The 20,744-nt window shown below is 67.1% G+C and carries 19 protein-coding genes and 5 tRNA genes; 16 read left to right on the forward strand and 8 right to left on the reverse strand.

Features of this window, described 5'->3' with window-relative positions; genetic code table 11:
• Window positions 1–71: 71 nt before the first annotated feature.
• Both rsgA and KFLA_RS16525 read left to right on the forward strand, forming a co-directional pair.
• Window positions 72–1,145, forward strand: a complete 1,074-nt coding sequence (gene rsgA, locus KFLA_RS16520) for a ribosome small subunit-dependent GTPase A (RefSeq protein ID WP_012920950.1) — start codon at window positions 72–74, stop codon at window positions 1,143–1,145.
• A 60-nt stretch (window positions 1,146–1,205) separates the two neighbouring features.
• Window positions 1,206–1,949: an SDR family NAD(P)-dependent oxidoreductase gene (locus tag KFLA_RS16525; protein WP_012920951.1), complete on the forward strand. Its 744-nt coding sequence runs from the start codon at window positions 1,206–1,208 to the stop codon at window positions 1,947–1,949.
• A 377-nt stretch (window positions 1,950–2,326) separates the two neighbouring features.
• Here the strand turns inward: KFLA_RS16525 and KFLA_RS16530 are convergent.
• From KFLA_RS16530 to KFLA_RS16545, 4 genes are all read right to left on the reverse strand, one after another.
• Window positions 2,327–2,398 (reverse strand) — tRNA-Val (locus tag KFLA_RS16530).
• A gap of 30 nt (window positions 2,399–2,428) precedes the next feature.
• Window positions 2,429–2,499: transfer RNA gene (locus tag KFLA_RS16535), tRNA-Cys, on the reverse strand.
• A gap of 29 nt (window positions 2,500–2,528) precedes the next feature.
• Window positions 2,529–2,601, reverse strand: a tRNA-Gly gene (locus tag KFLA_RS16540).
• A gap of 164 nt (window positions 2,602–2,765) precedes the next feature.
• Entirely contained in the window at window positions 2,766–3,056 is a 291-nt protein-coding gene (locus tag KFLA_RS16545) for a sigma factor-like helix-turn-helix DNA-binding protein (protein WP_148256657.1), read from the reverse strand.
• Between the two features lie 57 nt (window positions 3,057–3,113).
• Here KFLA_RS16545 and KFLA_RS39345 point away from each other — a divergent pair, with 57 nt between their 5' ends.
• Window positions 3,114–3,560: a pyridoxamine 5'-phosphate oxidase family protein gene (locus tag KFLA_RS39345; protein ID WP_012920952.1), complete on the forward strand. Its 447-nt coding sequence runs from the start codon at window positions 3,114–3,116 to the stop codon at window positions 3,558–3,560.
• 559 nt (window positions 3,561–4,119) lie between these two features.
• Window positions 4,120–7,356, forward strand: coding sequence for a DEAD/DEAH box helicase (locus KFLA_RS36245; protein WP_012920953.1), 3,237 nt, complete (start codon window positions 4,120–4,122; stop codon window positions 7,354–7,356).
• A 17-nt stretch (window positions 7,357–7,373) separates the two neighbouring features.
• On the opposite strand, the gene KFLA_RS36710 is transcribed toward KFLA_RS36245, so the two are convergent.
• Together KFLA_RS36710 and KFLA_RS16565 are read right to left on the reverse strand one after the other, a co-directional pair.
• Complete coding sequence (locus KFLA_RS36710) at window positions 7,374–7,910, reverse strand: flavoprotein (protein WP_012920954.1); 537 nt, start codon at window positions 7,908–7,910, stop codon at window positions 7,374–7,376.
• A complete protein-coding gene (locus tag KFLA_RS16565) occupies window positions 7,907–9,226 on the reverse strand; it encodes a helix-turn-helix domain-containing protein (protein WP_337466632.1) in 1,320 nt (439 codons plus the stop codon). Before KFLA_RS16565 ends, KFLA_RS36710 begins: the two co-directional genes overlap by 4 nt.
• Here KFLA_RS16565 and KFLA_RS38885 point away from each other — a divergent pair.
• From KFLA_RS38885 to KFLA_RS16615, 10 genes are all read left to right on the forward strand, one after another.
• On the forward strand, window positions 9,225–9,899 hold the full coding sequence (locus KFLA_RS38885) for a DUF6284 family protein (protein ID WP_237706824.1): 675 nt from the start codon (window positions 9,225–9,227) through the stop codon (window positions 9,897–9,899). The genes KFLA_RS16565 and KFLA_RS38885 overlap by 2 nt on opposite strands.
• On the forward strand, window positions 9,896–10,138 hold the full coding sequence (locus KFLA_RS16575; RefSeq protein WP_012920957.1) for a hypothetical protein: 243 nt from the start codon (window positions 9,896–9,898) through the stop codon (window positions 10,136–10,138). The genes KFLA_RS38885 and KFLA_RS16575 overlap by 4 nt, the downstream gene beginning before the upstream one ends.
• The gene (locus tag KFLA_RS16580; protein ID WP_012920958.1) at window positions 10,135–11,004 is read left to right on the forward strand and encodes a hypothetical protein; all 870 of its coding nucleotides are present in this window, start codon (window positions 10,135–10,137) and stop codon (window positions 11,002–11,004) included. Before KFLA_RS16575 ends, KFLA_RS16580 begins: the two co-directional genes overlap by 4 nt.
• A gap of 2 nt (window positions 11,005–11,006) precedes the next feature.
• A complete protein-coding gene (locus KFLA_RS16585) occupies window positions 11,007–13,214 on the forward strand; it encodes a cell division protein FtsK (protein ID WP_012920959.1) in 2,208 nt (735 codons plus the stop codon).
• Between the two features lie 196 nt (window positions 13,215–13,410).
• Window positions 13,411–13,761, forward strand: coding sequence for a hypothetical protein (locus tag KFLA_RS35660; RefSeq protein ID WP_012920960.1), 351 nt, complete (start codon window positions 13,411–13,413; stop codon window positions 13,759–13,761).
• Between the two features lie 11 nt (window positions 13,762–13,772).
• The gene (locus KFLA_RS16595) at window positions 13,773–14,183 is read left to right on the forward strand and encodes an RRQRL motif-containing zinc-binding protein (protein ID WP_012920961.1); all 411 of its coding nucleotides are present in this window, start codon (window positions 13,773–13,775) and stop codon (window positions 14,181–14,183) included.
• Between the two features lie 20 nt (window positions 14,184–14,203).
• Window positions 14,204–15,127 carry a bifunctional DNA primase/polymerase gene (locus KFLA_RS16600; protein WP_012920962.1) on the forward strand — a complete coding sequence of 308 codons (924 nt, stop codon included), beginning with the start codon at window positions 14,204–14,206 and terminating at the stop codon, window positions 15,125–15,127.
• A gap of 44 nt (window positions 15,128–15,171) precedes the next feature.
• Window positions 15,172–16,434 carry a DUF3631 domain-containing protein gene (locus KFLA_RS16605; protein WP_237706825.1) on the forward strand — a complete coding sequence of 421 codons (1,263 nt, stop codon included), beginning with the start codon at window positions 15,172–15,174 and terminating at the stop codon, window positions 16,432–16,434.
• The gene (locus tag KFLA_RS16610) at window positions 16,431–16,715 is read left to right on the forward strand and encodes a helix-turn-helix domain-containing protein (protein ID WP_012920964.1); all 285 of its coding nucleotides are present in this window, start codon (window positions 16,431–16,433) and stop codon (window positions 16,713–16,715) included. The genes KFLA_RS16605 and KFLA_RS16610 overlap by 4 nt, the downstream gene beginning before the upstream one ends.
• Before the next feature lie 7 nt (window positions 16,716–16,722).
• Window positions 16,723–17,934 carry a tyrosine-type recombinase/integrase gene (locus KFLA_RS16615; RefSeq protein ID WP_012920965.1) on the forward strand — a complete coding sequence of 404 codons (1,212 nt, stop codon included), beginning with the start codon at window positions 16,723–16,725 and terminating at the stop codon, window positions 17,932–17,934.
• A gap of 62 nt (window positions 17,935–17,996) precedes the next feature.
• On the opposite strand, the gene KFLA_RS16620 is transcribed toward KFLA_RS16615, so the two are convergent.
• Window positions 17,997–18,068 (reverse strand) — tRNA-Val (locus tag KFLA_RS16620).
• Between the two features lie 113 nt (window positions 18,069–18,181).
• On the opposite strand from KFLA_RS16620, the gene KFLA_RS16625 reads away from it, so the two are divergent.
• Entirely contained in the window at window positions 18,182–18,748 is a 567-nt protein-coding gene (locus tag KFLA_RS16625) for a CGNR zinc finger domain-containing protein (RefSeq protein WP_148256658.1), read from the forward strand.
• An 803-nt stretch (window positions 18,749–19,551) separates the two neighbouring features.
• Here KFLA_RS16625 and KFLA_RS16630 read toward each other — a convergent pair.
• Window positions 19,552–20,376 (reverse strand): aminotransferase class IV, encoded by an 825-nt coding sequence (locus KFLA_RS16630; protein WP_012920967.1) that lies wholly within the window; start codon window positions 20,374–20,376, stop codon window positions 19,552–19,554.
• Between the two features lie 266 nt (window positions 20,377–20,642).
• Between KFLA_RS16630 and KFLA_RS16635 the strand changes: the two genes are divergently transcribed.
• Window positions 20,643–20,715 (forward strand) — tRNA-Gly (locus tag KFLA_RS16635).
• Window positions 20,716–20,744: the final 29 nt, after the last annotated feature.

Raw genomic sequence — 20,744 nt, forward strand, 5'->3', positions numbered from 1 at the left:
CCGCTCGCTCCCGTACCGTCCGTCCGCCGAGCTGATCTCGCGGCCGGACCTCCCGAAAGGTTCGTCGCACGATGTCAGCACAGCTTGTCTCCCTCGGCCTGGACAGCGCCACGGCCGACTACTTCTCCGCTCTGCCCGGTGCCGCCGGGCTCGTCCCGGGCCGCGTCATCCGGGTCGACAAGGGCCTGTCCACGGTGCTCACCGAGAACGGTCCGGTCCGGGCCAGCTGGTCCGGCGGCCTGCTCGCCGCGATCGCCGAGGACACCCAGGCGACGCCCTGCACGGGCGACTGGGTCGCGCTCCGGCACTGGCCCGACGACCGGACCACGCTCGACGCGATCGCGCCCCGCAGTACGGCGATCGTCCGGGCCGAGGTCGGCGGCACGTCGAAGGGCCAGGTGCTGGCCGCGAACGTCGACGTGATCGCGATCGTGGTCGGCCTGATCCCCGAACCGAACATCGGCCGGATCGAGCGCTTCCTCGCCCTGGCCTGGGAGAGCGGTGCGCGCCCGGTCGTCGTACTCACCAAGGCCGACCTGGTCGGCGACGCGAGCTCCATCGCCGAGGACGTCGCGACGGCGGCTCCGGGCGCCGACGTGTTCGTGTGCAGCGCGAGCACGGGCGAAGGACTGGAGGCGGTCCGCGACCTGCTCGCCGGCAACGCGACGATGGCGCTGCTCGGGTCCAGCGGCGCGGGCAAGTCCTCGCTGGTGAACGCGCTCGCCGGGGTGGAACTGCTCGACGTGCAGGCGATCCGCGAGGACGGCAAGGGCCGTCACACTTCCGTACGCCGTGAGCTGATCCTGCTGCCGCACGGCGGTGTCGTGATCGACACACCTGGGCTGCGGGGGATCGGGTTGCAGGACTCCGGCGAAGGGCTGGCGGCTGCGTTCCCCGACATCAGCGGGCTGGCGGAGCAGTGCAAGTTCAAGGACTGCGTGCACGCGACCGAACCGGGGTGCGCGGTACAGGCCGCGCTCGAGGACGGCACGCTGCCGGTCCGCCGCTACGAAAGCTGGCAGAAGCTGCAACGCGAAGCGGCGTTCATGGCCCGGCGAACCGACGCGCGGCTCCGGGCCGAGGCGAACAAGCAGTGGGCCCGGCAGGCCAAGGGCTATCGTCGCGACATCAAGCCGCGGCGCTGATTCTCGTGGGAGAGAAGCCCGCCGCCGGTCCCCATGTCAGGGCAATGGAAGACTCGGGGCATGGCTCGTTCGGTGCTGGTGACGGGAGCTTCCCGCGGAATCGGTGCGGCGACGGCGAAAGCCTTCGCCGAGGCGGGTGATCGCGTCGCCGTGCACTACGGCGCCTCCGCCGACGCGGCGCGCGCCGTACTGAAGGACTTGCCGGGGGAGGGCCACACCCTCGTCCATGCCGACCTCGGCGACCCCGACGCGATCCGCCGGATGGTCGACGAGGCCGCCGACGCGCTCGGCCGGATCGACGTAGTGGTGAACAACGCCGCCGTGTACGCCGCCCACCCGATCCGCCAGACGTCGTACGCCGAGTGGCAGCAGGCCTGGTCCGACACCCTCGCCGTCAACCTGGTCGGTGCGGCCAACGTCTGCTGGTGCGCCGTCCAGCACATGGCCCGCGGCGGCCGGATCGTCAACGTCGCCTCCCGCGGCGCCTTCCGCGGCGAACCCAACCAGCCCGCGTACGGCGCCACCAAAGCCGGCCTGGTCTCGCTGACGCAGTCGCTGGCCCGTTCCCTCGGCCCCGAAGGCATCGCCGTCACCGCGATCGCCCCGGGCTGGACCACCACCGACATGGCCGCCCCCGCCCTCTCCGGCCCCGGCTACGACCGCCGCCGCCTCGAAAGCCCCCTGGAACGGGTTGCCGCCCCGGAGGAAGTAGCGGCCGCCATCCTGTACCTGGCGTCCCCCGCCGCCGAGTTCGCCACCGGCACCGTGCTCGACTTCAACGGCGGCTCCCACCTCAGGATGTGAACCACGCTAGTTGCTCGAGGATGGTGAGTCCGAGGCGTAGATGAGTGCCGGGCCCGTGCTGCTGCGGTTCAGCCGTCGGGATGGGATGCCTTCATCGGTGGCGCGATGGATGGCGAGTTCGAGCCGGGGTGATCATCGTGGGGTCGCGCACCCGATCTCCTTGGCGACGGCGGCCAGCCCGAGGAACCTACGGCGGTCGGTGCACGGGGCATGCAAACGACGGTGCTCGCCCAGAGCAGGAGGCAATCGACGGCGGCTCGCCCAGACAGGGGGTTCGGGTGGCGAAGCCCCCGATCGCGACGGCGCAGCCGGCGCACAAATGACGGAAGCGGCCCGGCCCACGCTCTCCGTGGGCACAGACCGACGCCGATGACGTGTGGACGATACTGGGATCGAACCAGTGACCTCTTCCGTGTCAGGGAAGCGCGCTACCGCTGCGCCAATCGTCCAGAATTTTCTGTTGTGCAAGGGATTTGTCGAGGTGGAGACGGGATTCGAACCCGTGTACACGGCTTTGCAGGCCGTTGCCTCGCCTCTCGGCCACTCCACCACAGAGTCTCAGCCTGCTGACCTCTTCCGAGCGGACGACCGGGTTCGAACCGGCGACCTCAACCTTGGCAAGGTTGCGCTCTACCAACTGAGCTACGTCCGCATCGCTTCGAGCTGTCCTGCTCGGTGCGAGAGCAGAACAGTAGCGCACTTTCCCGTCGGTGAAAAATCGGTATTCGGGGTGTCGCGAACCCCCATCTCCAAGCGGGGATTTCGCCCCACCAGCCACACCAGTCCCACCCTCGCAGAGCCCGATGCGGACTCAGCTCAACCAGCAGTACGCAGTACCGAATCACACGCCAGCACAGCCGCCTCCCGCACCTTCCACCGCGCCCGCTCCACCAGCTGCCCGGCCATCAGCGGCGACACCCCCACCACAGCGCCGATCTCCGCACCCGACAGCCCGAACACGTCGGCCAGCACGAACGCCAGCCGCTCCGCCGGCGCCAACTTCGCCAGTATGTCGACCACCTCGGCTCCCACCCGATCCGCGCGCGCCGCCACCACCGGCTTGTCGCCCATCACCGCGAGCCCTCCCGCTGTCACAATGCCGCGCACGCACCGTCATTCCTTTGACGCCGTCAGCCGAACCGATGTGACACCAGGAGCTCACCCATGACCGACCCCGCCCCGCGCCGAGCAGCAACCCGCAAGGCGGACGTCCTCGCCCGCCTCACCACCGACATCGACGCTTGGGTCTCCACCGCGTCGCCGGACGGCACCCCTTGCCTCGTGCCGCTGTCGTTCCTGTGGACCGGCGAGACCCTCATCGTCTCCACCGCCTCCCGCAACCCCACCAGCCTCAACCTCCAGACCAACCCCCAGGTCCACCTGGCGATCGGCCACACCCGCGACGTAGTCCTCATCACCGGCACCGCCGCCCCCTTCACCCCAACCTCCACCCAAGCCGAAGCCTTCGCCACCAAAACCGGCTTCGACCCCAGCTCCCTCAAAGCCTCCTACCCGTACTTCGGAATCACCCCCACCCGAATCCAGGCCTGGCGCGAGGCCAACGAACTAGCCGGCAGAGACCTGATGACCGAAGGCACCTGGCTGATCTGAAGATCCAACCGACCGACGAACGGCGGCAGCAGGAAGCTAACAGCGGCGCGGAACCACAGCAGAAGCCGGCAGCGCGCCCGACCACAGCAGAAAATCAACAGCGGCGCCGAACCACAGCAGGAAGCCGGCAGCGCGCCCGACCACAGCAAAATGCCAGCAACGGCGCCCAGCCACAGCAAAAGCCAGCAACGGCGCCCAGCCACAGCAGAAAGCAGCAGCGGCGCCCAACCACAGACAGGGGGGTGTGGGTGGCGAAGCCCCCACCTCGCGCCGGCGAAGCCAGGCGCACAAAACGACGCAGGCGACGTGGCCAGCGCTTGAAAAGCGCGGCACACGTCGCCTGTCGACTGCGTGGGCGATACTGGGTTCGAACCAGTGACCTCTTCGGTGTGAAGGCGGATTCTTCGTAGCAAGCGGTGTTGTGTCCCGCTCTACGTGTCCGGAGCGGTGCCTGAGCGATGCGTGCGCCCACCGGACGTTCCCGGGTTCGCTGCCTATCCGCTGCCTTGGACCACTAACTGGTCTAGCCGCCAGGTAGCTGCGATGTCATGCTTCTCTGATGACAGAGAGCGACGCCGGGGTTGGGGATCGTGGCGGGTGGCGCAGCGCCAACGTGTGGGCTCGGGAAGAGAACATCGACGGCAACCGAATCCGGCAACTGAGAGTGCCCGCGAGCAGATTTGACCTGGTCTCTGGAGAGCCTTCAGCGCTGACAGTCAGCAACGCGTACGGCACGTGGGCTGCCGCGACCGTAGACCGCCCCCTCGATGCTGGGGCGTTATGGGTCAGGCTGCCGGTTGGTGCGAGGCCCGGCGATAGGTTGAGCCAGGCCACGTGGAACGCGCCCGCCGACGCGCTCCAGCTTCAAGATCCAGCAGACGTCCTAAGGTCGTACGACGGTGCCATCGGGTTCTCCGAAGCCTCGGACTCAAAACCAGGACTGCGGACTCCACAGCTGGGCGCGCTGCATGCGGTCCTCGGCTACTGGACCACAAATCAGAAGCAGGCCGCGACCGTCGTGATGCCGACCGGGACAGGGAAGACCGAGACGATGCTTGCTCTCCTGGTCGCCGCAAAACCCGAGCGCCTGCTGGTGTTGGTTCCGTCGGACTCGCTGCGCGATCAGATCGCTGGCAAGTTTGAAACGCTCGGTGTACTTCAGGAACTCGGAATCGTCTCGAACATGGCAGTTCGGCCGGTCGTGGGCCGCGTCGCGCACGGATTCTCATCAGTTGCGCATGCAACGAGCTTCGCTGAAGCATGTAACGTGATTGTCGCTACGCCTCAATCTCTGAGTGCGTCGGAGCAAGAGGCATTCGAGGCGATGCTAGGTGCCTGCTCGCATCTCTTCGTAGATGAGGCGCATCACGTGGCGGCACGCACCTGGACAGAGATCCGGGAGCGCTTCGCCGACAAGAATGTGGTGCAATTTACTGCGACACCATTCCGTGAGGATGGTAAGCACCTTCAGGGTCGAACTATCTACTCGTTCCCGTTGCGCGAAGCCCAAGCGCAGAACTACTTCTCTAAGATCAACTACAAGTCAATCATTGATTTCGACAACGTCGATCTTGCCGTCGCAACGCAAAGCGTCGAAAGACTCCGTTCTGACCTAAACAACAACTTTGATCATGTGCTCATGGCGCGAGTGAGTGGAATACCTCGCGCGATGGCAGTACTTCCGCTTTATCAACAGTTGGCAGCCGATCTAAACCCGGTAATCATCAATAGTCAGATGTCCAAGAAGCATCAGCGCGATGCCCTGCGTGCTGTTCGCGCGCGCGATTCTCATATCATCATTTGTGTCAACATGCTCGGCGAAGGCTTCGACCTACCAGCCCTGAAGATCGCGGCGGTGCATGATCCGCAGAAGAGTCTTGGAGTGACTCTGCAATTCATTGGACGCTTCGCTCGAACTTCCTCAACGGGGCAATACGGAGAAGCGTCGATGTTCGTCGCGAGGTCGGAGATGGATATCGACAGGCGTCTGCGGGAGCTATACGCCGAGGACTCCGATTGGAACCTCATCGTCCGAGATCTATCGGAAGCCGCCGTCCAGGAACAGCATGACATCAGCGACTTTGAGGCTGGGTTCACGAGCCGGCCGCCTGAAGTTGACCTCCGGAGTCTACTGCCGAAGATGAGTACCGTCGTCTATCGCGCTCCGACTGCCAAGTGGGAGCCGAATAATGTCGTGGAGTTCTTCGGTGAGGATAGTTTCTACACGTTTCCGATCGGTCTGAATCAGAGCGCTGGTGTCGCTTGGTTCGTGATCGAGAACAGAAACAAAGTCCGGTGGGGCGACCTGAAGACAATCGAGGAAGTCTCTTACGAGTTATATGTTCTGTACTTCAATGAGCAGACCAAGCTGCTCTATATCAACAATTCCGCTAATGACGGCGTATTTGAGGAGTTGGCCGAGGCTGTCCTTGGAGCGGGTGCGCGGCGATTCACGGGCTCGAGTGTCTATCGAGCAATGGCCGATATAGACCGCCTGGTGCCGACTAACGTAGGCGTCCTCGATGCGCATAACCAGTTCCGCCGGTTCTCTATGCACGTCGGGCCGGATGTGACCGAGAGTTTTAGTCAGGCTGAAGCGAGCACGAAGTCTCAGACGAACATCTCCGGGAGCGGCTATCGAGACGGTGAAATCGTCAACATAAGCGCATCGTTGAAAGGGCGAATCTGGTCACATGCCACAGCCTCAACGATTAAAGAATGGTGCGACTGGTGTGATTCCATCGGTAAGAAATTGCTGGATGAAACCATTAGCATTGAGAAGGTGATCGGTCAGTTCATTTTGCCCGAAGAACTCACGTCCTTGCCGAGCGGCGTGTTGTTAGCGGTCGAATGGCCATGGTTGGTGCATACACTGCAGGCTGACAGTATGCGACTGTCATACGCCGGAAGTGTCCATCAGGCGGTGTTCACCGACCTGGTTCCCGAGACAGAGCCGATTAACGGAGCTTTCCGATTTGCGGTCGAGAGTGGAAGCTGGTCGGTTCCGTATGAAGCAACGGTGGAGTCGGATCGAATCCTGTATCGATGCGCACGTGATACAGAGATCGTAATTCTGCGAGCGGGCTCAGAGGTGCGGTTAAGCGATTGGCTAAACAAGTTTGGCCTGTTGTTCATTCTCGATGGCGATCGGATCATCGAGAACGATTTGCTCTACAAGCCGAAGTGGGACAGAACGCCATACGATCGGCAGAAGCTGACCGTTTTGGATTGGGGAAACACAAAACTAAACATCGAATCCCAGACACACGAAAAGCTTCAAGAATCGATTCAATATCGATCGCTAATTGAACTCCAGGCGGATAGTGAACCCTGGGACTTGATCATCGACGACGATGGAAAGGGCGAGATAGCCGACCTGGTGGCGATGCGGATCGACGCTGAGGGCCTGCTAGTCAAGCTTGTCCACTGCAAGTACGCCCACGAGGGGAAGGTTGGCGCTCGCCTCGCTGATTTGTACGAAGTTTGCGGTCAGGCACAAAAGTCGGTGGTGTGGCGGCGCAGTGACCTTGGGCCATTCTTCCGGGCGCTGCACGACCGTGCTCGCAAGAAGAATCAGCGAGATGGTGTGAGCCCGTTTGAAGTCGGCGATATCCGTAAGCTCTATGAGATAAGGGATAAGGCGACCATTCTTCGCCGCAGGATGGAGATCGTGATCGCACAACCCGGCCTTTCTCGATCAAAGGCCACAACGCAACAGTTTGATCTCTTGGCATCGACGGAGGCGTATCTCAGAACGACGGTGAATGCTCCGCTCGCGATCTGGTGTAGTGCCTGACTCGCGCGGTAGCTAAATCAGCGGTGTTCAAGTGATGCGAAGACCCACTCCCAATGAAAGGCGGAAGCTACTTCGTTGCCCGTTCCGGACGCGATTGGTTCAATTGAGGATCTGGATCCATTCTGCGGATCGACAATAGTTACGCCTGCGTACCGGAGCACAGCAAGCGATGCCAGCCATGCCGGATGACCGGCTAGATCATGCTTGGCGAACGGTATAGCGGCCGTACGGGTGCGCGAGCCAAGCGCCGCGCAGAGCGTTGTGAGTGGGTACGTGTTGGCGTTGCCGTTGGCCCAGGCGTTGAGAGTGTTGAAGGTCATTGGTACGACGGCGACGGCGTCGGCCGGTGGGGTGCGCTTCGGTTGGTCTGGGGTGCGGTTGCCGGTGATGACGGGGACATCTCTTAGGTCCTGGTCGGCGAGCCAGGGCATGGCCGCTTCGGTGGGGATGACGTAGGGGTCCCAGCCGTTGGCTCGGGCGGCCTTGACGCCGTCTGCGGTACGGGACGCTAGCGGAGCGCCGCAGACGACGATGTAGAGGATTCGGTTGGTCACGCGAGGACTCCTGCGCGGGTTGCAATAGCGGTCAGGGCTGGGGTCGGTTTGCGGGAACGCTTGAGGAGTTCGCGGACCAGCTCGCGGGCGATGGTGTGGTAGCGGATCGACTCGGGGGCGACGCGCTCAGCCTGTTGGAGGTGGAGGATCGCTTCCATGTCGTTCTTGGCTTGAGCCTGTGCCCAGGCGAGGTCGAGGTGTAGGCGTGAGCGGCGGCCTTGGAGACCGGCCGGCATGGCTTCCGTGTCGATCTCGGTTGCCACCCGCAGTACGCCGGACGGGTCGCCGAACTCGGCTGCGACCGAGGCTCGATGGATCAGGACGTTGGTTGGGCCGAAGGCCGTCCACCAGTGATTGCCGTCGTGCGCCAGAAGGTCGGCGAGATGCGTCGCCGTACCGAGCCGCTCGGTTGAGGTGGCGCGATCGGAGCGGCGAGCGGCGATCACGGACGAGATGAGCCACAGCGACCCGGCAAGCGATACGGCATCGGGCGCGTCCGAGCTAGCGAGGTACATAAGACCCTCCGCCGACCGGACGGCGACGCGTTCGGCGTCGTCGGTTCGCTGGCTGCGCAGGAGCGCGATGACCACCTGATAGGCAGCCATGCCTTGCGCCGCCTTTGACTCGGCGGCCAAAGCTGCGTGAGTGGCGCGGTCTGCGGCCAGCCAGCCGAGCTGGTGCTCGCCGACCTTGGTCAGGAGCTTCGCGGCCGCCGTGTAGACCGAGCAGCGGGCGAGGTGTGTCTCCCGGCCGTCGCGGCCTTGGTAGCCGTCATACGCGTCTGCGGCACGGATGAGGTCTGGCAGCATCGCTGTCGCCCGCTGATACTGCGCGGCCTGGTAAGCCTGGTTGACCTGCACAGCGCCGTTGCGGAGCTGCGGGAGCGGCCATGGTGTCGTCGGCTCGCCGAGCAGGTGGTGATAGCCCGCGAGCTGGGTACGCACGGCGTCGACCGCCGTAACTTGCTCGGATGCGTCCGGCGCGAGAATCCAGTCGCGGCCGATCAGGTCCGCTACGTCGATACGCAGGACGGTTGCTAGGTCGTTCAGGGTGGACAGTCGATCGACACCACGAATGCCACGCTCGACCTGCGACAGCCAAGACCGCGACATTCCGATGAGGCCAGCCAGGGCGTCCTGCGACATACCGCGTCGCTTGCGGTATGCCCCGATGCGCTCACCTACGTGCATCTGCACTTCCCCTCGGTTGATGTGATCCCTCCAGTGAACCGGCCACCAGCCCGAACAATGCGCAAAAAAGTGCGCAGCCTGCCGAGTGCACATCCATCGCTCGTTTCGCCTCGACGCTGGACGCATGAACGAGCCGACCACTCAGGAGCTCACCCGCTTCGGCCCCGGTGCCGCTGGTGGGATGCCCTCTGCGCGCGCAACTCTCCGGATGTATGCCGCCGTGAACGGTGACAGCCGCTCGACCTCAGTAGGTGGAATGCCGCCACGGAGCGCTGCCAGGACAGCCGCCAACATCTCCGTCCGGGATTGCTCGTGGGCAGTCTCGGTCTCGCGGTACCGGCGCGTGGCCGAGGTCAACTCTTCGCGTAGATCACTCACCCATCCAGGGTATCGCACCTCGCTTGCGCAACAGATGGAGAAGCGCTACCGTGGTGCGCACCTTAGTATCGCTTCATGTTCTGGTCAGGCGCCAAAAGGTGACGCCCCGGCGGTTGCAGCCGCCGAGGCGTCCGGGCCGCACCAGTCCCTTCACGAACAGGAGCTAAACCCAATGAGCATCATCCACCTGTCGGCGGTCGGTAGCCAGGAACCATCCGCTGCGGACTTGGCCGGTATCGAGCGGGAATGGCCGTTGATCGCGGCTGAGCTGGACCTGTTGGATGCGCAGATCGCGTTCATCAACGCGGGTCCGTACGCGTCGGAGCTGGAGACGCGTCGGGTCCGGCGCGCGTCGCGTCGGGTCCTGGAGGTTGGCCGCGAGCTGGCCGAACGCAAGATCGCCACGGACGGTGCCGCATGAGCCGCCGCCGCGTGACCGGTCTGGCGCCGGTCTGGACCGAGCGCCTGGGCTTGGAGTCCGCTGCTGCGATCCCGAGCGAGCTGGAGGCTCGCCTGTCGCATCTGGTCACCTTGGTGACCGCTGACGTTCCCCCGGCCGATTCGGCTGCCGCGGCCGTCGCGTACGGCGACCTGTGGGCGCTGACCGGCTTCCTCGCTGACGCGCATCGCGTCTTGCAGGGCAAGGAGATTCACGCATGAGCACGCCTCTTCGCACGACCTACCCGGTGCCGGTGGAGGACTTGATCCCGGCCGCGCGCCAGCTCGCCGCCGAGCTGGGCACGGTCCCGTCGCGGAACCGGATCATGAAGGAGTTTCGGATCGGTGCGGACAAGGCCCGCACTGTCCTGGACGCCCTGACTGAGCCGACCCCGCCCACAGCGCCGCAGTCCACCGACGGTCCGGCTGAGCCGCACCTGCACGCCGTGCCGAATCTGGACCAGTCCGCGCCCGGACCGGAGAGCGACGGCGTGGGTGGGGAGATGCCCCCCGCGCCGAGGGAGGGGGCATCTCCGCAGGTCACGCCGCACACAGACCCGGTAGAGACTGCCCAGTCCATTCCGGTCGAGGTAGTCCCCGCGGCTGTTGTGGACGAGGGCAGGCCGGTGCGGTCGTGGCCGGTGTTGCTGCTGGCGCTGCCCGCGTTCGTGGCGGTCTGGTCTGGGTGGGTCGGACTGGGTGAGCTGACCGGGTTCGGGGTGGTTCACCCGCTGCCCGGGATCGCGGACGGCTTCACGATCAACTCCGCGATCACGCTGCCGATCGGTGTCGAGACCTACGCCGCGTTCGCACTGCGGGTCTGGCTGTCCGGCCGGGTCCCGGCCAAGGCGCGCCGGTTCGCCAAGGTGTCCGCGCTGGCCGCGCTGGGCCTGGGCGCGCTGGGGCAGGTCGCCTATCACCTGCTCGAGGCGGCAGGGGTCACTCAGGCGCCGTGGCAGATCACCACTGTCGTTGCTTGCCTGCCGGTAGCGGTGCTCGGCATGGGCGCCGCCCTGGCCCATTTGATCCACGCACCCGAGCCGACACCCGAGACCATCCGCCGCCCTTCCGAGAACGGGGAGAAGTGACCATGAGCGATGCTGTCGAGCGCGTTGCCGACCCGATCGACCTGGACGCCCACCGCACCCGCCGCGACGACCGCGGCGAGACCGCCCATGTGGTGGTTACCCCGGCCGGCGCCGTCGTCCCCGTCGCGGAGACCAGCTCGGACGCCGCCTACGAAGTCGTGCTGGATGACGACGAGACGACCGATGCCGAGTTGCGCAAGGTGCTGGTTCCGGTGGACTCCCCGGCCCTGCCGGTCGCGGTGGCGGAAGGGGCGCGGGTGCCGATCGTGCCGGTGCATCTGCGCCCGGAGAACCTGCGGGTCACGGTCCGCCGAGCGTTGGAGCGGGCCGGGCACGTCGCGCTGTTCCACGCCGTCCGGGCGCCCTGGTACGGGTGCAAGCTGAGCTGGTTCGCGGGGCGCGGGTTCACCCGGCTGGTCCGCAGCCAGCTGCGCTGGTGGTGGGTGCCGAACTCGTTCGCGCTGGAGCAGAAGGCCGCCGACGCGGGCGAGTTGAAGGAGTGGGAGAAGATCCACCGCCAGCTCAAGGCGACCCGGCTGTGGCGTGGCGCGGTTCTGACGGGCCAGAACCTCGGTCTGCTGATCGGTGCGCCGATCGCCTGGAACGCGGCTCCGGCGGCCGGTCTGGCCGCTGTGGGTGCGGCTGCGGTGGCGGGTTTGGCGCACTACGGCCGCCCGGCCGGTCAGACGCTGGTAGGTACGGCGGTGGTCGCGCCGCGGTTCCGCAAGCTCAACTCTGACATCGTGCTGCGCGCCTACTACGCCGCCGGACTCGGCAACCCCAACCGCGCCGACCAGGAGGTCCGGTTCGGGTCCGCCATGTCGCGCGATGCTCGCAACACCGGGTCGCAGGTGCTGGTAGACCTCCCGTACGGCAAGGGCTGGTCCGACGTGGCCGGTGCCCGGGAGAAGATCGCGTCCGGTCTGGACGTGCACGTGAACCAGGTGTTCCTGACCCCGGACAAGACCAGCTCGCGCCGCCACATGCTGTTCGTGGCCGACCGTGACCCGCTGGCGGTGCCGGTCGGGCGCACGGACATGCTGGACTGCAAGCCGCGTTCGGTGTGGCAGCCGGTGCGGTTCGGCAAGGACGAGCGCGACGCCCTGGTCCGGCTCAAGCTGATGTGGTCGTCGCTGCTGGTCGGCGCGCAGCCGCGCAAGGGCAAGACGTTCGCCGCCCGCCTGGTCGCGCTGCACGCCGCACTCGACCCGTGGGTGAAGCTGATCGTTGCTGACGGCAAGAACTCGCCGGACTGGCTGGCGTTCCGCAAGGTCGCGCACCGGATGGTGTTCGGCACCCACCCCAACCCCAACGACGACGACCCGATCGAGCACCTGCGCGCGATCCTGGACGAAGTCCTCGCCCATATCGACAAGGTCAACTCGATCCTGACGACGTTGCCGGTGGACATGTGCCCCGACGGGAAGCTGACCGAGGAACTGGCCCGCGACCCCCGTTACCCGGACCTGCGGGTGCTGGTGCTGGTGATGGAAGAGTTCCAGGTCTACTTCGAGACCGAGGACCAGGCCGTCAACAAGGAGATTGCGGCGAAGCTGTCGCGGATTCAGGCGGTCGGTCCGTCGGCCGGTGTGGTGATCTTGTCCAGCTCGCAGAAGCCGTCCGGTGTCGGTGCGGGTGACGTGGGCCGGTTGTTCAACCGCTACCGCGACAACCACTCCACGCGGTTCGCGCTCAAGTGCGGCAACCGGATCGTGTCCGAAGCCGTTCTCGGTGGTGACGCCTACGCCGAAGGGTTCGACGCGTCCTCGCTGCCGGTCGGGGACGAGTACCGGGGTGTGGGTTACCTGTACGGCGCCACCGACGAGACCCCGACGGTGCGGACGTTCCTGGCCGATGCGTCGGATGCGGACAAGATTCTGACCGCGGCGAGGCAGCACCGCGAACGGCTCGGCACCCTGACCGGGCAGGCGGCCGGGGAAGAGCTGGAGCGCGCCAGCCGCGACGTCCTGGCCGACGTGCTGACCGTCATGGGGCCGGACAACGCCGCGCACTGGGACACCATCGCCGGACGCCTCGCGCAGCAGATGCCCGAGCAGTACGACGGCACGACGCCGGAGGCGATCTCGGCTCAGGCCCGCGCGCTGCACGTGCCGAGCGTGAACGTGAAGCGCGACGGCGCGGTCCGCAAGGGCGTCAAGGCCGACGACCTGCGCGCCGCCATGGCCCGCCGCGACGGCACCACCACCTAACCCGGTGATCAACGCAGCGTAATCAACACAACTGAGGGTGCGGGACGGGTCGAGTAGCGGCCCGGAGGCTACCGGTAGCGACTGCGCTACCCGTCCCGCTACCCCGCAACCCATACCTGACCAGGCCGTTCTTCCACGCGTAGCGCGTAGCGGCCATGGCCTCTCACGCCCAAAAACAGCCTGTTGGAGGCATTCCGTGTCCAACCACCCCGCTACCGCTATCCCCACCGCCGCTACTCACGGTAGCGACACTGCTGCTGCTCTGACCGCCGCTGTGCAGACCGCTGGACAGGTCGCCGCCGTTGCACTCATCGTCACTATCGCGCTCGCGCTGTACCTGCTCAGCTGCCTGATCTGGCCGTTCGGCAAGTGCCACCGCTGCAAAGGAGCGGGCAAGTTCAAATCCCCGTTCGGCAACGCCTACCGCCACTGCGGCCGCTGCGACGGCTCCGGCCTGCGGGTCCGCATCGGCCGCCACATCGTCAACCGCATCCGCGCCACCCGCGGCGCCGGAACCAACACCACCAGCAAAGGCGGCCGGAAGTGACCGGACAACTGATGGACCGCGCCAGCCTCCACCCCGCCGCGTCCCGGTTCATCACCTTGTGGAACGGCCAACAGGCACTCGGCTGGGAGCTGCACGGCACTCCGGTGTTCAAGTACCGGTGGGCACCCGCAGGGCTCGCAACCCGCCGCCAGCTCCGGGCGATGCGCATGTGCCCCGGCGGCCACGAGCCCTACGCGCTGCTCGTGTGGCGAGGCGGCAAGCGGTGGGCGTGGCTGTACCGGCTCGATCTGGCCCGGCCGTCCCGCGTCGCGTCACCCGCGCAGCTCAACGCCCTGGACAAGGCCATGCGAGCGCGCCGCACCTGCGGGCAATGCGGCCGGGTCGAGGACTACTGCATCCCGACCTCCGACGGCCGCTGCCACCTGTGCATGACCACCGACCACTACACCACCGCCGCCTAAGCCTTGAAGGAGGAACCACGATGACCACACCGACGCCGATCCTCACCGCCGCACTCGACGCGGCCGGGCGTGGCTGGCCGGTGTTCATGCTCGGACGCTCCAAGCGGCCCGTCGCCAACTGCGAGACCTGCCGACCCGTCAACGGCCAACCACCGCACGACCCCTGGTCCTGCGGGCACCTGACCTGCCACGGCTTCTACGCCGCCACTACCGACACAGCCCGGGTCGCAGCAATCGTCAACGCCGTACCGGGCGGACAGCTCGCCGTCCGCACCGGGATGGTGTCCGGGCTGCTGGTGGTCGACGTAGACCCCGCGCACGGCGGCTGGGAAAGCCTGTCCGAGCTGGTCGCACGCCAACTGGTGCCGCGCACGCTGTGGGTCCGCACCGGCAGCGACGGGGCGCACCTGTACTACCGCCACCCCGGACTGCACATGCCGTCGCGGCCGATGCCGAACCGGCCCGGCATCGACGTGAAGGCAGACGGTGGATACGTCGTGCTGCCGCCCTCGATCCACCACCGCACCCGCCGCCCCTACGCCTGGGGAACCGGCAGCGACCTGGCCGACCCGGCAGCCGTGGTGGAGATGCCCCCACCCCTGATCGCCGCATGCCTACCCGCCACGCCGGCCGAATCCACACACGCGCCCTCAGCGCCGCTCTCCGGCCCTCAGCGGGACACCGGAGGCGGGGGCATCTCCCACCCTGACAAGCTGCTGACGGCACACCTGGACGCCGTACGGCAGGCACCGCAGGGCAAGCGCCGCACCACCCTCTACGGCGCCGCGCGAGGCGTCGCGCGGATGGTCGCGGCCGGAGCCTTGGACCCGGCCGCCGCCGTCGCCGCCCTCACCTACGCCGGACACCAGGCCGCCCAGACCGACCGCGATATTCGAGCCGCTATCGCTGGCGGCTTCCGCGACGAAGGGATCACCGCAGCATGACCGCGCACACCGAGCACGACAACCACGACCAGGCCGACGAGCTGGTGGACGGTGCCGAGCTGCTGGACACGGTGGCCGCGACCATCGCCCGGTACGTCATCCTGCCCAGCCAGTCCGCAGCGACTGCTGTCGTGCTGTGGATCGCCGCCACGCATGCGGTTGCAGCGTGGAACTGTGCCCCGCGGCTGGTGATCCGGGCACCCGAGCGGCGGTGCGGGAAATCGCGGCTGCTGGACATGGTCGAGGGCATGTGCCACCGGCCGTTGATGACCGTCAACGCGTCCCCGTCGGCGGTGTACCGGTCGATCGGCATGGCACCGTCCGATCCGCCGACCCTGCTCATCGATGAGGCCGACACGATCTTTGGCCCGAAGGCGGGCGAGAACGAGGACCTACGCGGCCTGCTGAACGCCGGGCACCAACGCGGCCGTCCCGCCCTGCGCTACGACGCCGGGTCACGATCGGTGGAAAAAATCCAGACCTTCGCCATGGCCGCCCTGGCAGGCATCGGCGCCATGCCGGACACCATCGAAGACCGCGCCGCCGTGATCCGGATGCGCCGCCGAGCGGCAGGGGAAGAGGTCGCGCCATACCGAGTCCGCCGCGACGGCCCCGAGCTGGACGAACTGCGCCAGCGGCTCAACCAGTGGCTCACCAGCCACATCGACCAACTCCGCGCGGCCACACCGGACATGCCGCTCGAAGACCGCGCAGCCGACACCTGGGAACCCATGATCGCCGTCGCCGACCTCGCCGGTGGACAGTGGCCCCGCGCCGCCCGCAAAGCCGCCGTAGCACTCACCAGCGACCGCGACGCAGGCGACGAGACCTCCATCCCGTCACGGCTGCTGGCCGACTGCCGCACCGCCTTCCAAGACGCCGACGCGCTACCCACCCAAATCCTGCTCGACCGGCTCCGCAGCGACCCCGAAGCGCCCTGGGCGACGATGGGCGCGGCCGGACTCACAGCGATGCGCATGGGCAACCTGCTGCGCGAATTCGAGATCCGCAGCGACACCATCCGCTTCCCCACCGGCCAAGCCAAGGGCTACCACCGCAGCGACTTCACCGACGCCTGGAACCGCTACTGCCCCGAGCCAAAACCCGCCCCCGGGGAAGCCGTACCAGCCGTACCAGCCTCAACACCGCAGGTCAGTCCCAAGGAGGCTTCCGCCACTGGTACGGCTCAAGCCGTACCAACCACCCAAGCCGTACCGCACCTGACCAGCGGAAACGAGGCTGGTACGGCTGGTACGCCTTACCCCCTCCGAGCCGTCAGCGCCGATTCGACCTCTGGAGCCGCATGAAAGGCCACGCACCCGCCCCGCACCTGATCCCCGTCCCGGACGACGACTCGACGGCGACCGTTCACGACTTCCGGGCGCTCGTCTACACGGTCCCGGAGGTTGCTCGACTGCTGGCGGTCTCCCGCAACACCGCCTACGTCATGGTTCGCACCGGGCAGATTCCCGCCCGCCGACTCGGGACGCGCTGGGTGGTTCCGCGACGCGCATTCCATGCCTGGCTTGACGCCACTCCGATTCCCGACGACACCGCAACGCTCGCCACCGCATCGAACTGGAGCTGACCCCGAGATGGGCTACGTCCGAAAGACCCCGGCTGGAAACTGGAAGGCGTGCTGGCGCGATGCCACCGGTCGCCAGCCGTCGAAGACCTTTCCCACCCGTCGAGAAGCCGCAGCGTTCCTGGCCACGATCGAATCAACCAAGCACACCGGTACGTACGTCGATCCGCACGCGGCGCGACGCATCAAGTTCGGCACCTACGCCGCGCAGTGGATCGACTCGCACAACGTCGAGCTGACGACGCGGGCACGCGACATGTCACTGCTCAAGAATCACGTTGTATCGCACTGGGCGAATGCTCCGCTGTCCGCGATCGACCATTCGTCCGCACAGAAGTGGGTGACCGCCCTCTCCCGGCAGCTATCGCCGTCAACAGTCGCTGAATGCCACCGGCTGTTCAGCGCCGTGCTGAAAGCGGCCGTTCGGGATCGCCTGATCGCCGTGAACCCGGCCAAGGAACTGCGGCTGCCGAGGAAGCGGCAACATGCGGGCGACAGGCAGACGATCAGCCGTGAGGACTTCACCACACGCCTTCTTCCGGCCGTGCCCGAACGGCACCGCGCACTCGTCGCCCTCGCTGGCGGAACCGGACTGCGCTGGGGAGAGTGCGTCGGACTCCGCTGGGAATCCATCGATCCGACGGCCGGCACTGTGCGGGTAGAGCGTGTGGCGGTCGAGGTCAACGGCCACGTCACCCCGAAGCCATACCCGAAGTCGCGAGCTGGGAGACGCGTCGTACCGGTGCCGTCGATGGTGCTCCGCCTCCTGGACGAGTACCGCGAGCTGTACGGGACCGGCCAGGCGGGAGAGGTCTTCATCAACGAGGCGGGCACGCCGTTGAGGCGCACGCTGTTCCGGGCGCGAATCTGGCGGCCGTCTCTCGTACGGGCCGGACTGCTCGGCTCGGTAGTGGCAGAGGGAGACAAGTTCCGGGGAACGTGGCCCACTCCGGCCGGGGACGAGACCGAGCTGTTCAAGACGCGGGCTCAGGCAATCAAGGCCGTGTCGCGACACGCGGAGGGCGGGCTCCGGTTCCACGACCTGCGCCACTCCTACGCATCGTGGTTGATCACTTCGGGGGTGCCTGTTCCCGACGTACAGCGGGTGATGGGGCACGAGCGGCCGACGACGACGCTGGCGATCTACACCCACGTCCAGGGAGGGTCCCAAGAGCGGGTCCTGGGGGCTCTTGCTGCCTTTTCGCTGCCTGACGAAGGCTGAAATGACGAGAGCGGGGACCTGGCTGGTGCCGGGTTCCCGCTCTGACCTGCTGTTTCCTGCGGTGGGCGATACTGGGTTCGAACCAGTGACCTCTTCGGTGTGAACGAAGCGCGCTACCACTGCGCCAATCGCCCGTTCGGGGTGTTGCTGGTGTTGCTCGGGAGAAACCATAGCGCATGAAGCGGCGACGTACGAAACCGGCCGGGCTACTCTTGCTGCAGGACGGAGACCCCGTCGCGTTGGAGACGTGATTGTGACTTTCTCGCACGACACCGAGCACGCGCTCGGCACGCTGGTCCGGCTGGTCAACACGCTGCCCGGGCCGAACAGCCAGGTCGACACGATGAACACGCTCGAGGATCTGGAGAAGTTCGTCCAGGAGCGAGAGTTCAGCGCGGTCGGGACACTGACGGAGACGGACCTGCAGGAGGTCAGAGAGCTGCGGCCGTTGTTCGCCCCGGTGTTCACGACGAGTTCCGACGCCGAGGCGGCGGCGATGATCAACGCGATCGTCGCGCGCGGCACCACCACGCCGCGGCTGACCAACCACGACGGTCATCCGTGGCACATCCACTACTCGCGGGACGGCTCGTCGCTGACCTGCCGGATCACGGTCGAGTGCGGGATCGCGCTGGCGCAGGTGATCTCGGCCGGTGAACGCGAGCGGTTGCGGCGCTGCGAGGCGCCGGACTGCGACGACGCGTTGATCGACCTGTCCCGCAACCGGTCGAAGCGCTATTGCGACGCGCGGACCTGTGGCAACAGGTTGCACGTCGCCGCGTACCGCGAGCGCCGCAAGGCGTCGGGGGAGTAGCAACCCGTACGACGTACGCTCTCGCCGCGCCGGTGTGTCCGCACCGGCGCGGCATGCTGCTTGCGCCCGCCAGCTCTGCACCAGGTCGCCACGCCACGCCGTCACGTCTCACCTCCGCACCACGGCGTCATGCCTCGCGTCCGCGCGACGGCGTCATGCCTCGCGTCCGCGCGACGGCGTCATGCCTCGCGTCCGCGCGACGGGGTCACGCCTCGCGTCCGCGCGACGGGGTCACGCCTCGCCTCCGCGCCGCGGCGCCTCACAGCCGCACCTCGTCGCTGCGCTCCACCTGGTCGGCGCTCGCTCTGAGCACACTCCGCCCCAACCGCAGCCCATCGGCAGCGCTCGCCCGTCTGAGGGGTTAACCCACCAAACGCAGGGTTTGGCCCACCAAAATCCGGCGGGCCAACCCTGCATCTGATGGGTTAACCCGGCAGATGCATCTCGGGCAGTCCCCGCGAGATGACCTGGCGCCGGCTCCTGTCGCGGCCGGTCTGGGGTGCGCCTCGCCCGGCTGGGGGTGCGCCTCGCCCGGCCGCAGAGGTCCCGGCGAAGCGCGGCGGCGCCGATGTTGTCGCTGCAGACGTGGAAGCCAGCGTGTTGCCGCGGCCACCCGCCGGACCCGTGCGCCGCGGCCGCCCGCCGGAGCCGTGCGCAGTGTCCTGGCCGCCGGACCCGTGCGCAGTGTCCCGCCCGCCGGAGCCGTGCGTAGTGTCCTGGCCGCCGGCCGGAGCCGTGCGCAGTGTCCCGGCCGCCCGCCAGAGCCGCGCGCACGGCCGCCCGCCGCGCAGCGCCGTTGGGTGTTACGGGTCGATGTCCTCGGCGGACCGTTCGGCGAAGACCTTGGCGACGGCGGCGGTCACCTCGCCGGGGGCGTTCAGGTCGCGGTCGTCGACGCGATGGACGGCCTGGACGTCGCGGGTGGTCGAGGTGAGGAAGATCTCATCAGCCTCGACCAGTCGGCCCAGCGGTACGTCGCGCTCCACGGCGCCGAACCAGGCGATCACCAGCCCGCGGGTCACGCCGGCGAGCGCGCCGGACTCCAGGGTCGGCGTGACGAGCTCGCCCTCGAACACGCAGAAGATGTTCGAGCCCGTGCCCTCGCAGAGGTTGCCGACGGTGTTCGCGAAGATCGCCTCGCTGCCGCCGCGTTCCTTGGCGTAGGCCAGCGCACGCACGTTCTCGGCGTACGACGTGGTCTTCAGGCCGGCGACGGCGCTGCGTTCGTTGCGGACCCAGGGCACGGTGACGATCGCGGACGTCGGCGCCGGCGGCCGGATCGCCTGGGAGGCGACGAGCAGTGTCGGCCCCGCGGTCCCGCGGTCCGAGGACAGCGGGGAGACGCCGCCGGTGTAGGTGATGCGCAGGCGGCCGAACGTGATGTCCGGGTCGGCCTTCACCACGGTGGCGATCGCTTCCTCGACCTCCGCGACGTCGGGCGCCGGCAGTCCCAGGCCGGTGGCCGAGGTGACCAGCCGCTCCAGGTGCTTGGTCACCGCGAACGGCTGCCCGTCGACGATCTTCAGCGTCTCGAAGACCCCGTCACCGGTGGTCAGTCCGTGATCCAGCGGCGAGATCCCCGCCGCGGCCGGATCCGGCAGGACGGACCCGTTGAGCCAGACGATCATCCTTGCTCCTTCCCACGGGCACACCCTAGTCCGCGGTACGCCGTACCCTCGCCGCGCCGCCGCCGACGGTGGACGTCGAGCACGCCGGGGTCGGCGTTTCGTCTTACACCGTTGGGATTTCGACGTCGGGCGGGTGAGGTTGGGTGAACGCAGGGTGACGGCCGGGGTGTTCGAACGGTGGACGAAGGGGGACCCCGGTTTTTGTGTTGGCGCCGCGATGGGCTAATGTTCTTTTCGCGCCGGGGGAAACGAAAACCGGTCGCAGTGCGGACGTAGCTCAGTTGGTAGAGCGCAACCTTGCCAAGGTTGAGGTCGCCGGTTCGAACCCGGTCGTCCGCTCGGAGAGGGTTCGGTAGGCCAGCTTTCTC

This window comes from Kribbella flavida DSM 17836 (assembly GCF_000024345.1).
Lineage (GTDB): Bacteria > Actinomycetota > Actinomycetes > Propionibacteriales > Kribbellaceae > Kribbella > Kribbella flavida.